The organism is Brevibacillus brevis (assembly GCF_001039275.2).
Classification (GTDB): domain Bacteria; phylum Bacillota; class Bacilli; order Brevibacillales; family Brevibacillaceae; genus Brevibacillus; species Brevibacillus brevis_C.
In genome coordinates this window covers 2,591,353-2,603,002 of the sequence record NZ_CP030117.1, presented here as the reverse complement: position 1 = coordinate 2,603,002, position 11,650 = coordinate 2,591,353, and the positions used below count along the sequence as shown (strand labels likewise).

The window sequence follows — 11,650 nt, the reverse complement described above, 5'->3', positions numbered from 1 at the left end:
CACCCATTCACATTCGGCAACGATGGGAAATATTCCTGCTCTCCTGTACATTTAAGGCTGTACGAGCTCGGTTTGCATTTCTGATTGACCGAGCTTGCTTGCACACAATTGTAGATAGATGGGGATTTCCCATAACTGGTCTGCGAATGGCAATGCCCGTTGAAAATATTGTTCAGCTAGGCGCCAATTTTCTTCCACAACTGCGATTCTTCCCAGATGAAAATACCCTAACGAACGTACATATGGCTCAGCGTCTTCCAGGAAATACTTTGCCAACCGTTTTGCTTCTTGTGTATCCCCCAGCTTTTCGTATGCGGAAATCATCCCGGATTGTCCGAGGCGATTGTCTCGGTTTTTCTCCAGCATGATCCGAAACGCTTTGATTGCTTCCTCTACCCTTCCGTCAAATAACAGCATCCATCCATAACTAAAAAGAAAGTCGTCATTTTCGGGTGCAAGACTGATCGCTTTTTTGACGAGCGTTAATGCGCGCTTCGTACCCGCAATGAGCCACGTATTCCAGGCCAAACCATGCCACGTCCACCCATCTTTTGGCGAACGCTCCGTCAAAAAATGATAGCAAATTTGTGCCCGGTGGTAATTACCCACTGTTTCGTATAAGGAGGCCATTTCCTGAAGAGTATCGCTGTCCAAATCGCGTGTCGGCAGTTGCAAGCCTTTCGGTGGACTCCATTCTACCGTCTGGTCCATCGTATGCAGTAATTTGGCAGCACGCAGCCATAGCATCTGCGCTTCCCAATCGTGCTCGTTTTTTTCTAGATACGGCTCCAATTCGTCCAAAGCTTCCTGTGCGTCGCCATCTCTTAAATAGCATAGCGCGAGGTTATATTTGGCTTCTTCCTGTTCTGGCTTGATCTCGAGAGACGTCTTAAAAGCTTGGGTCGCCTCTAGCCATTGCTCCTCTTCTGCCAATATGCACCCGATGGCATTAAAGCTGATAGCCACAATGGTAGGTGAGCTTGCAGTCCTGCCGAGAAGACGGAATTCCCGAAAAGCTAATTCGTTCTCCTCACACAAAAGGAGACTGTAGGCGTAATACAGGCGTCCACTTTCCCAGTCTGGCGATTTTTGGACTAATTCTGCAAAACACTTTTTCGCGTCTTGGAACATGCGTAAATGATAAAAGCCTTCTCCACGGCGAAAAATCGGCTCGTATGGATTCGTTTCAACGGCTTTTGGTGATTCTGAATTCACCTTCGATTGATGCGTCTTTTTTTCTTCCGCTGGAAGCTGTCCTTCCATTTCCTTGATGTTACGAATTGCATTCGATAATTTTTCTTCGAATTGCAGCCACAGGTCTACGACTGTATCACTTACTTGGCGCAATTGAAACAATTGTTCCGCGAGCTGAAGACGTTCTTGTTCAGAAGCCCCCTGCCACTTCTCTTCAATCGTCTGCGCTTTGTTACGAAGCGTATGAAACCAGTCCTCGATTTTCACAAGAAAAGCCACCCCCTATGAGGCATGAGTACTTTCATTGTCTCACAAGGCAGGTGGCTCTATGCAGGAACGGACAAATCGCTTACAGAATCGTCGCGTGTACTTCTTCTGCGATCAATTCTTTGATCTGATTTTTTTCATCCATGATGGCGACACGGGGCTTGTAGGTTCTTGCCTCTTCATCTGTCATCATCGCATAGGCAATAATAATGACGATATCGCCCTCTTGCACGAGACGTGCAGCTGCTCCGTTCAAGCAAATGACACCACTGCCTGGAGCACCTTCGATGACGTATGTTTCCAGACGAGCTCCGTTGTTGTTATTAACGATCTGTACTTTTTCATTTGGCAAAATATCCAGTGCATCCAACAAATTTTTGTCGATGGTAATACTGCCAACATAGTTCAAGTTTGCTTCAGTTACCGTTGCGCGATGGATTTTTGCTTTCATCATGGTGCGGAACACTAAAAATTCCTCCCTTATCTCTACTTGATTGATGTTATCGTATTGTCGATCAGACGTGTTTTGCCAAAACGAACAGCTAGCGCAATGAGGATCGTCTGACCTGCCGTTTTCTGCTCGACTGGTGTAAGTTCTGGGTAGCTCAAAATTTCTACATAATCAATATCAGCCAAAGGCTTTTCGGAAATCATTTGCATGATACGATCCTTGATCGCAGAAAGGGCCATACCCTCACCTAGCCATGCTTCTGCTTGCTTCAGGCTCTGTGATAGCACGAGTGCTTGTGCTCGCTCATCCGCTGACAAGTATACATTCCGAGAGCTCAGGGCAAGACCATCCGCTTCGCGGACAATCGGACATGGAATGATTTGCACGGGCATCGACAAGTCGTGAACCATTTGCGTCACAACAGCTACCTGCTGGGCATCCTTTTGTCCAAAAAAGGCGTAATCGGGCTGGACAATTTGAAACAATTTATTGACGACAGTCGATACGCCATCAAAATGACCCGGACGAGAAGCTCCACACAATGGAGTCGTCACATTTGCCACTGAAATGTTGGTCAACATCGGTTTCGGATACATCTCGCTGACTTCCGGAGTAAACAGGAGGTCCACACCCGCTTCTTCCGCCATTTTGCTATCCCGTTCAATATCGCGCGGATAACGTTCAAAGTCTTCATTTGGTCCAAATTGCAGCGGGTTTACGAAAATGCTCATCACAACCAAATCACACACTTCACGGGCAGCTTTCACCAAGCTGAGATGTCCTTCATGCAGAAAGCCCATGGTCGGTACCATCCCGATCGTTTTGCCTTGCCGATGTGCTTCTTTTATATGAACGCGCATCTCTGCGATTGTGGAGACTTGCTGCATCATTGTTTGCATCATGACTACTTCACTCCTTCCCCGTACAATTCCTTGATAGTTTCTTCAGAGGCATGAAAGACATGCTCTGGCCCCGGGAAGCTTCTTGCTTCAACTTCTTTGTTATAAGTCTCCACTGCTTCTCGGATTGTTTCACCGATATTTGCGTAGCGCTTCACGAATTTCGGTGTGATATCCGATGCGTAGCCGACCATATCATGGAACACCAGCACTTGCCCATCACAAGTCGCACCCGCTCCGATTCCGATCACAGCAATGTCCAGCTTGTCTGCAATCATGCCTGCGACCTCTTCCGGAACACATTCCAGCACAATGGCGAATGCACCCGCTTCTTGAATAGCAAGGGCTTCTTCCAACAATTTTTTGGCTGCCTCCAGATCTCTTCCTTGTACTTTGTAACCGCCTAATTGATGTACCGATTGCGGTGTAAGTCCAATATGTCCAACGACAGGGATGCCTGCTTGTACACAGCGCGTAATGATTGGGGCCAGTTCACGGCCTCCTTCCATTTTGACCGCCTTGGCCAGCCCTTCTTGCATTAGTCTGCCCGCGTTTTTCACCGCTTCCTCAACTGTTCCGTGATAGCTGAGAAAAGGCAGGTCCGCCACGACAAAGGCACGCTTGGCTCCTCTCGTTACTGCTTTTGTATGGTGTAGCATGTCCTCCATCGTAACAGGGATGGTGGAATCATAACCGAGTACGACCATTCCCAATGAATCACCGACCAGAATCATATCAGCGCCAGCTTCATCCACTAATTTGGCTGACGGATAGTCATAGGCGGTCACCATAGTAATCGGAGTTCCCATTTCTTTTTTCTTGCGGATACTCGAAGTCGTAATTGGTCTGTCGTTTTGTGCCATTTTTCATTGCTCCTCTTTCGCATCAAGCCCGTGGATCGTGTGAGGAATAAAAAAACCTTCTCGCGTCAATCGGGAGAAGGTTGTCCATGTCAAAAAGACATTTTGCGTTAGCGGATTCCTTCTGTCTCGGTCCACACAGGCTCTGAGCAGATTTTTGTCCTTACACGTATTAATTTAAGATTACACGATAGATACAAAAATACTCCGGGAGTACCGTTCACGAGGTGATACAGCCTCCAAATTGGAGTATAGCAAATGATTTAATCATTTGCACGATAATTGACATCAGCCGAATAAACTTTGTGGATCTGTCCCTCCTGATCCTCTACCTTGAGTACACCTTCCTCATCCAAACCAATAGCACGACCTTCAAGCTGTTGTGAAATCGTTTGGAGGGTCACCCATTTACCAATGGTGTATGAATGATTCTCCCACTCTTGTTTTACACGCTCGAAGCCGGCCTGCAAATAGTGGTCGTACTCTTCTTCAAAAATTCGGCAGAGGCGCTGGATAAGCGAAACACGCTTGAGTGGCTCACCAGATTCAATTCGAAGCGAAGTCACAATCTGTGCCAGTTCAGGTGGGAAATCAGACTCGACACTATTGGCATTGAGTCCTATTCCGATTACTAAATAATTGACCCGATCAGATTCAGCATTAAGTTCTGTCAAAATCCCGCATACTTTTTTGTCACCGATAAAAATATCGTTCGGCCATTTGATTTTGACAGGCAACCCAGTCTCTTCCCGGATCGTTTTCGCTACAGCAACAGCCGTTAGCAACGTCATCTGAGGTGTCTTCGGTAACGGAATCGAAGGACGGATGATTAAGCTCATCCAGATCCCCGTTCCTTTCGGAGAATGCCATGGACGGCCGAGTCTGCCTTTCCCGCCTGTTTGCAGCTCTGCCAGCACAATCGTGCCTTCTACTGCCCCTTTTGCCGCAGCCTCGTGTGCAAGTGGTTGTGTAGATACCACCTCATCGTAAGCGATGACATTTTGACCGATCCGATTCGTTTCCAGTCCAGCCATGATTTCTGCTGCTGACAAGCGATCAGGGGCAACCAGCAGGCGATACCCCGATTTGCGCACCGCTTCCACCTCATAACCATCCCGGCGCAGCTCTTCAATATGTTTCCAAACCGCCGTCCTGGAGCAACCACATGTTTGGCTTAATTCTTCACCAGAGATGAAACTGCCTGGCTGATCACGGAATGCTTGAAGAATGACTTGCTTAATGTTCATCTTGTGCAACCTCTTTCTTTGCAACTTCGACGAGTGCTTCTGGTGTATTTGGTAAACCGTGCAGAGCCGTTTGTCTAAGCAACGATTCCAAGACGCGGACAATCCATTCGCCAGGCTTTTTCTGAGTGGCTACTTGCAGGTCAAGCCCCGTGATTGCCAAATCCTTGATGGTTTTGACAGGCATGTTTTCGTATTGATCGAGGAGTGCTTGCATCGAAAACGACTGCCTCTCCTTCCACCAACACGCTTGCAACAAGAGGAAAAACTCGTTACACGTGTCCCACCCGACTTCAAGCAGCAGTGGCCCCCACTCGATCGCTTGAGGGGCATCCCATTGCGGCTGAAATCGCATCAGAAGTTCAACCATGCAACAAATTGCTTCTGTTTCGCGTTTGGACATTTTGAGGAATTGGCATACTTTACGCGATTGCACAGGTGAATATTTCGCCGCAAACAATAGCAACGACCATTTTTGCGTCACGGTTTGCAAATGATGCAGCCGCCAGACATGCTCATTTGAGAGGACGAACAGTTTTTCTACCTCGGGGGCATAAGCCATGAGCCTCGTTTCATTCAACAACTGACAACCTACCTCTGGGGCTTTACTGTCGAGCGTTTTATTCAGCTCTTCCCTGATGCGCTCCACAGCAATATGAGCTAACAAAGGCGCAGTCTGTTTCATCGCAAGCATGGTCTGTTCTTCTATCGCAAAACCTAACTGGGAAGCAAAGCGCACACCTCGTAAAAGCCGAAGGGCATCCTCCTGAAATCTCTCTAGCGGAATGCCTACAGCCCGAACCAGCCGATGCTCCATATCCTCTCGACCACCGAACGGGTCATGCAATACTTGATGACGATCCATCGCCATTGCGTTCATCGTAAAATCTCGTCGCTCCAGATCGAGCCGAAGTTCTGAAACGAACTGAACCTCAGCGGGTCGACGGTAATCTTCATATTTTCCTTCCGTCCGAAACGTGGTTACTTCGAACATTTGCCCCTCGACTTTTACAGACACAGTACCGTGTTTCAGACCAGTCGGGACATGATCGGGAAACAATCGGATGACGTCGCCGGGATGGGCATTCGTACATATATCTATATCATGAACAGGTCGTTGTAAAAGCCAATCGCGGACGCAACCACCCACATAGTAAGCTTCGAAGCCGTGTTCCTCCAATCTGTCGAGAACACGCTTTGCCAATTCTATCGCCAATCCAATTCCCCCCTTTCTGGTTTGCTCCGCCTGATCTACACAAGGAGGCGTTTTTCATGAGAGTTTTATATGGATTGTTCATTTTTATATCCAAAGTACATCAGCTAGCCAAAAGCTCCATCTTACGTTCAAAAGCTTAGGTTTCCTTCGGTTTTGCTTGCCAGCAAGTTGGCGTAAAGTGCTTCATACTGAGAGGCAATCGTTTCGTGACAAAACGTTTTGCAGGATCGCTCGATGCTATTCGCGGAGAATTCGCGGTATAGCTCTTCGTTTTGCAAGAGACGAATTGCTTCTTTCGCCATACCTTCCACGTCCCCAATTGGGCGCAAGAAACCGTTCACACCATCCAGGACAACTTCGGGCAAGCCTCCTGCCACTGTAGCGACGACAGGCACACCGCAAGCCATTGCTTCCAATGCGACGAGACCGAAGCTCTCCTTTTCTGATGGAAGCAGCATGATGTCTGCCATCGACAATACCTCTGCGACGTCTTCCTGCTTGCCGAGGAAGCAAACATCGTCGTTCAGACCGAGCTCAGCGATCATCTTGCGGACCAGCCCCATTTCGGGACCTTCTCCAATGAGAATCAGTCTGGAAGGCACTTCTTCACGTACGCGCGAAAATATTTCAATCACATCCGGCACACGTTTGACCGGACGAAAATTAGAAATGTGCATAAGAATTTTTTCACCATTCGGTGCAAATACCTTTTTCAGCTTCGCAACCTCTTTCGGGTAGTAACGCCGCTTGTCTACGAAGTTGTACACAGGGACAATTTCTTTTTCTGTATGCAGCAGCTCTTTCGTCTGCCTGATCAAATCATTAGACACCGCTGTGACCAAATCGCTTCGCTCAATGCCGAAGCGGATCATATCACTCAAGTTCGAGTCATAGCCCAGAACAGTAATATCCGTCCCGTGCAAGGTGGTCACAATTTTCAAATGATCCCCTACCATTTGCTTGGCGAGGAACGCACACAACGCATGTGGCACAGCATAATGCACATGTAATAAGTCCAGGTTTTCATTTTTCGCCACTTGCGCCATTCGGTTCGCCAAGGTCAAATCATAGGGTGGATATTTAAAAACATCATAATTGTTCACTTCTACTTCATGATAGAAAATGTTCGGGTGAAACGCGCCCAAGCGAAATGGCATTCCACCTGTAATGAAATGGACTTGATGTCCTCGCTCAGCCAATAGCTTGCCAAGCTCCGTAGCTACTACGCCCGATCCGCCCAATGACGGATAGCAAGTAATCCCGATCTTCATACAGTGTCACTCCTTCTCACAAGCTCTTTAATACATACGGAGCTGCACTGACAAATCCTTCTGCGTAAGCTACACCAGCCTGCTGACCAAACAGTCGCTCTCGATACTCGACAGACTCCAGATATCCGTTGGTAAGCGGTGTTTGAACGCTGCCTTCTTCTAGTTCAAACTGACTACGGTAGCAACGCAGCGCCTCCATTTTTTGCGGATAAACAGCAGTGATATCCACGACAACCTGAGGCGTGACAGTGGAATTAATAAAATAGTAAAGGAATTGCGATGGTCGATAGGCAGGCACAGAAGGCTCCGGCAAATACTTGCGGATGCCCGCATTAAACACCGCCTCTCGAACGATGCGACTTACACTTTCGTGATCTGGATGACGATCCGCGTAATAAGGTGCAAGCACAATGGCTGGACGAGTTTCGCGAATGAGCTTTACGACACGTTCAATCGCACTTTCCCTGACTGCTTCCAAGCCGCGATCAGGTAGGCCAAAATTATAGCGAGCAGCCACTCCCATCACCTGGTCAGCTCCAGTCGCTTCTTGCTGCCTTCTTTCAACCGTTCCATTCGAAGACAATTCGGCATAGGTCAAGTCGAGAATCCCCACGCGCTTCCCCTGTTTAGCTGCCAAGATCAGGCTGCCTGCCGCACCGATCTCAACATCGTCAGGATGAGCGCCGATTGCCAAAATATCGAGTGAACTCATGCTTCATTCTCCTCATGCACCACTTCGCGCCAATCTAGTTGTCCCAGCTCCAAAGCCTTCAGCATGATTTCTGCCGAACCGAGATTGGTCGCAAACGGTATTTTGTGCACATCACATAGTCGAAGCAGTGCGATAATATCAGGCTCATGTGGTTGAGAGGTAAGCGGATCACGCAAAAAGATAATCAAATCCATCTCATTGCGGGCGATCATCGCACCGATTTGTTGATCGCCTCCTAATGGCCCTGACAGAAATCGGGTTAGGGACAGCGACGTAGCTTCCATGATTCGCGACCCAGTTGTTCCTGTGGCATACAGGTCATGCTTTGCCAAAATGGATTCATAGGCCATCGCTAGATGCACAATCTGTTCTTTCATTCGATCATGGGCAATCAATGCAATTTTCAAGAAAACCTCTCCCTTTATGGCTGGGTATCGTGTATGTTAATCAAACGTTTAATCAATCAAATGCTCCAATCCGTAAATCAATCCGTTCATATTCATTACGGCTTTAATGGCCATATTCACACCTGGCATGAAAGATTCCCGGTTAATCGAATCATGGCGAATCGACAGCGTTTGGCCTGTTGCACCAAACAAAACCTCCTGATGAGCAACCATGCCTGGCAGACGGACACTGTGAATTCGGAAGCCTTCGTAATCTGCGCCGCGAGCGCCTGGAATCGTTTCTACCTCTTCAGGATGCCCTTGCTTGAGCTCTTCCCGAACGGCTGCAATCATCTCCGCCGTCTTCAAAGCGGTTCCGCTTGGCGCATCCAGCTTGCGGTCATGATGCAGCTCGATAATTTCCACATGCGGCATATATTTTGCTGCCATTGCGGAAAACTTCATACATAGAATCGCGCCGATCGCAAAATTCGGCGCAATGATGGCACCCAGTCCCGCTTCTTTATAGCGCTCAGTCATCTCTTGTAGTTGCTCTGTTGTCAGCCCCGTTGTTCCGACGACTGGTCTTACACCACGAGCTAAACACAGCTCCATATGACGATAAACCGTATGCGGTGTCGTAAAGTCTACCAGAACATCCGGCTTCATTTCGTCCAGTTGTTGATTGATTTCTTCTTCACTCACGCGCGTATCCAGATTGCCTGTAAAAACGAGTGCGGAATCCTGCGCCAGCATTTTCACTACTTCTTGCCCCATCCGACCATTTGCGCCTGCAACTGCTACACGAATTTGTTTAGTCATGCTTGCTCGTTCTCCTCTATTCTCGTCCAGCGATCTTTATCGCGAGTATTAAACTTGTGCATAATACGATCAAACGCTTCCTGCAAATCAATTCCGAGTGAGTTTGCGAAACAAATCACGATGAAGAGTACGTCTCCCAGCTCTTCCTCTACTGTTTTTTCGCCTTCATCCTTTTTCTTCGGTTTTTCTCCATAAAAATGGTTAATCTCTCTGGCTAATTCTCCTACTTCTTCTGTCATTCTAGCCAGCATCGAAAGCGGAGAAAAATATCCTTCTTTAAATTGCGATATGTATTGATCAACTTCTTGCTGCATCTCTTGCATTGTCTTTTGCCGTTCCATCCGCCCACTCCTTTTTCACATTCTTCTCTCTGTCACCTATCGTACTAAAAAAGGCTTCGTTTGCCAAATCACAATACTTCGTCTTTCCAGCATATGGACAATCAAACGAGCGTTCATTTATAATGGCTTTCGGATAGCCCTCAGGTAACACAAGTATTACCTGCACATCACGTCCGGGGGGAAGCCTGTTTCCTGATCCGGCGAACAGGAGGATATATGAAAATTCGTCTTGACAGTATCATTGCCATTATCATCGGTTCTGCCATTATGGGATTTGGTATTAACGCGTTCAACATTCCCAACCATCTAGCTGAGGGCGGTATTACTGGTATCAGCATTTTGATCAAGCTGTTAGTTCCTGTTGTCGATCAGGGAATCGTCTTCTTTGTCCTGAACATACCGTTATTTTTCTTGGGCTGGAAAATTCTTGGACGAACTTCTTTTTTCTACACGATTTTGGGAACGGTTTCTCTCTCCGTCTTTTTATCCTTATTTGATGGTGTGCTTCCGCTGCCGATGAAAGATCGCTTGCTTGCTTCCCTGTATGCCGGGGTAGCGGTTGGTGTCGGTTTAGGGATTATTTTCCGATACGGCGGGACGACCGGCGGTGTGGACATCATTGCCAGACTGCTTCAGAAATACATGGGTATCAGTATGGGAAGGACGTTGTTTTTTGGAGACATCTTGGTCATTGGGGCGTCCCTCGTCTATTTGAATCTGGAAAGCGCTATGTATACCCTCGTCGTCGTCTTTATTGCAGCACGTGTCATCGACTTTTTCCAAGATGGCGCTTATGCAGGAAAAGCATTGACGATCATCTCCAACGAAGCAGATAGCATCGCCAAGCAAATTCTTGATGTAGGTCGTGGTGTGACACTCTTAGCTGGTAAAGGTGCCTACTCTGGCGATGAAAAGAAAGTCATCTATGTCGTTGTCAGCCGAAACGAAGTCATGCGTTTTAAAACCATTGTGCAAGAAATTGATCCGCATGCTTTTGTCATCGTCAATGATGTGCATGAAGTTCTCGGAGAAGGCTTCACCCTTGATGAAAACAAGAAGCCGCTTCACGATTAGCACGAAGCTGCACAACAAAACCCCTTGCCTTTTTATACAGGCAAGGGGTTTTTGTGTCTATTACGTCGAACGGATTTCTCCATCATATTTCTTCCACGCCACATAAGACAAGGCCATGATCAAAGCAATCGAAATCGATGCGAGAATGACAATAGGTGAATCTGGCCGCATCATTAGACGAGCAAATGTACTCTTTTCTTCTCCCACAAAAGCCACTTGAAAAGAGCTGTTCAGTTCTCGCAACGCCTCTCGTACCAACTGCCAATCTACCTGGCTGTTTCGCATCTCTTTGGATATGATATCGTACGCCACCGTAATCGAGGACATTTGCCCCTCTGGAAGCTGAATACTCATTCCCGGTTTAATCGCCAAAAATAATCGGTAATTTTCATCGAACTGTTCGCGAAACTGGCTAAAATTCCGCTCAACAGCCGTTAGCTGCAGGTTTTGAACCTGTGTGACGAGCGAAGGATAGTAGCTACGCCACATTGGCTGGTGATCATGCGTCAGTGCGTCTATGGCGATACGGACCCGCGTGGCATGCCACAGCAATTGCTGTTCACTTGCGTTTGCGGAAGCAAAGCTTTGCTTGGCTGCCAGTATGGACTGTGTCACTGCATTCAGACTCTCAATTCGGATCGGATTGGGCAAATGCTGGTTCGGGAATCGTTCTGCGAGCTGTACAATGCGCTGTTCTGCCCCTTCAAGATCTCCCTTTTTTGCATACGTCAGTAACTCATGCGCAATTTGGTCCAATGCTGCCAATTGCTTTTCTTCTATCGGTTGATTCAGCTTCGAATACAAATTATGAATGGGCCACGACAAGAACAACCCGATCATGAGAAAGAATGATAGAAACCGGATGTTTTTCTTCAACGCAAATAACCTCCTTCCCTAGTACAGCCTATGGAAA

Annotated in this window: 13 protein-coding genes; 1 reads left to right on the top strand and 12 read right to left on the bottom strand. The window is 47.5% G+C overall.

What is annotated here, in order from left to right; genetic code table 11:
- Positions 1–51 precede the first annotated feature (51 nt).
- The 11 genes from AB432_RS13245 to AB432_RS13195 all read right to left on the bottom strand — a co-directional run bounded on the left by AB432_RS13245 (position 52) and on the right by AB432_RS13195 (position 9,663).
- On the bottom strand, positions 52–1,461 hold the full coding sequence (locus tag AB432_RS13245; RefSeq protein ID WP_048032669.1) for a tetratricopeptide repeat protein: 1,410 nt from the start codon (positions 1,459–1,461) through the stop codon (positions 52–54).
- Positions 1,462–1,543: 82 nt separating this feature from the next.
- A complete protein-coding gene (panD, locus tag AB432_RS13240) occupies positions 1,544–1,927 on the bottom strand; it encodes an aspartate 1-decarboxylase (protein WP_007723146.1) in 384 nt (127 codons plus the stop codon).
- A 20-nt stretch (positions 1,928–1,947) separates the two neighbouring features.
- On the bottom strand, positions 1,948–2,814 hold the full coding sequence (gene panC, locus AB432_RS13235) for a pantoate--beta-alanine ligase (RefSeq protein ID WP_048032668.1): 867 nt from the start codon (positions 2,812–2,814) through the stop codon (positions 1,948–1,950).
- Between the two features lie 2 nt (positions 2,815–2,816).
- On the bottom strand, positions 2,817–3,674 hold the full coding sequence (gene panB / locus AB432_RS13230) for a 3-methyl-2-oxobutanoate hydroxymethyltransferase (protein WP_048032667.1): 858 nt from the start codon (positions 3,672–3,674) through the stop codon (positions 2,817–2,819).
- 260 nt (positions 3,675–3,934) lie between these two features.
- Positions 3,935–4,918, bottom strand: a complete 984-nt coding sequence (locus tag AB432_RS13225) for a biotin--[acetyl-CoA-carboxylase] ligase (RefSeq protein ID WP_048032666.1) — start codon at positions 4,916–4,918, stop codon at positions 3,935–3,937.
- A complete protein-coding gene (locus tag AB432_RS13220; RefSeq protein WP_048032665.1) occupies positions 4,908–6,131 on the bottom strand; it encodes a CCA tRNA nucleotidyltransferase in 1,224 nt (407 codons plus the stop codon). Before AB432_RS13220 ends, AB432_RS13225 begins: the two co-directional genes overlap by 11 nt.
- 128 nt (positions 6,132–6,259) lie before the next feature.
- On the bottom strand, positions 6,260–7,402 hold the full coding sequence (bshA, locus tag AB432_RS13215) for an N-acetyl-alpha-D-glucosaminyl L-malate synthase BshA (RefSeq protein WP_048032664.1): 1,143 nt from the start codon (positions 7,400–7,402) through the stop codon (positions 6,260–6,262).
- A 16-nt stretch (positions 7,403–7,418) separates the two neighbouring features.
- Positions 7,419–8,114: a bacillithiol biosynthesis deacetylase BshB1 gene (bshB1, locus tag AB432_RS13210; protein WP_048032663.1), complete on the bottom strand. Its 696-nt coding sequence runs from the start codon at positions 8,112–8,114 to the stop codon at positions 7,419–7,421.
- The gene (locus AB432_RS13205) at positions 8,111–8,521 is read right to left on the bottom strand and encodes a methylglyoxal synthase (protein WP_048032662.1); all 411 of its coding nucleotides are present in this window, start codon (positions 8,519–8,521) and stop codon (positions 8,111–8,113) included. The genes bshB1 and AB432_RS13205 overlap by 4 nt, the downstream gene beginning before the upstream one ends.
- A 48-nt stretch (positions 8,522–8,569) precedes the next feature.
- Complete coding sequence (gene dapB, locus AB432_RS13200; protein ID WP_048032661.1) at positions 8,570–9,322, bottom strand: 4-hydroxy-tetrahydrodipicolinate reductase; 753 nt, start codon at positions 9,320–9,322, stop codon at positions 8,570–8,572.
- On the bottom strand, positions 9,319–9,663 hold the full coding sequence (locus AB432_RS13195; RefSeq protein ID WP_048032660.1) for a nucleotide pyrophosphohydrolase: 345 nt from the start codon (positions 9,661–9,663) through the stop codon (positions 9,319–9,321). The genes dapB and AB432_RS13195 overlap by 4 nt, the downstream gene beginning before the upstream one ends.
- Positions 9,664–9,879: 216 nt before the next feature.
- On the opposite strand from AB432_RS13195, the gene AB432_RS13190 reads away from it, so the two are divergent.
- Positions 9,880–10,737 carry a YitT family protein gene (locus AB432_RS13190; protein ID WP_048032659.1) on the top strand — a complete coding sequence of 286 codons (858 nt, stop codon included), beginning with the start codon at positions 9,880–9,882 and terminating at the stop codon, positions 10,735–10,737.
- A 60-nt stretch (positions 10,738–10,797) separates the two neighbouring features.
- Here AB432_RS13190 and AB432_RS13185 read toward each other — a convergent pair whose 3' ends face one another.
- A complete protein-coding gene (locus tag AB432_RS13185; RefSeq protein WP_048032658.1) occupies positions 10,798–11,613 on the bottom strand; it encodes a sporulation protein YpjB in 816 nt (271 codons plus the stop codon).
- Positions 11,614–11,650: the final 37 nt, after the last annotated feature.

Coding starts and splice junctions, on each gene's coding strand:
- AB432_RS13225 (WP_048032666.1), bottom strand. CDS start 4,918: ATGAACATTAAGCAAGTCATTCTTCAAGCATTCCGTGATCAGCCAGGC.
- AB432_RS13190 (WP_048032659.1), top strand. CDS start 9,880: ATGAAAATTCGTCTTGACAGTATCATTGCCATTATCATCGGTTCTGCC.
- AB432_RS13195 (WP_048032660.1), bottom strand. CDS start 9,663: ATGGAACGGCAAAAGACAATGCAAGAGATGCAGCAAGAAGTTGATCAA.
- bshB1 (WP_048032663.1), bottom strand. CDS start 8,114: ATGAGTTCACTCGATATTTTGGCAATCGGCGCTCATCCTGACGATGTT.
- dapB (WP_048032661.1), bottom strand. CDS start 9,322: ATGACTAAACAAATTCGTGTAGCAGTTGCAGGCGCAAATGGTCGGATG.
- bshA (WP_048032664.1), bottom strand. CDS start 7,402: ATGAAGATCGGGATTACTTGCTATCCGTCATTGGGCGGATCGGGCGTA.
- panB (WP_048032667.1), bottom strand. CDS start 3,674: ATGGCACAAAACGACAGACCAATTACGACTTCGAGTATCCGCAAGAAA.
- panC (WP_048032668.1), bottom strand. CDS start 2,814: ATGATGCAAACAATGATGCAGCAAGTCTCCACAATCGCAGAGATGCGC.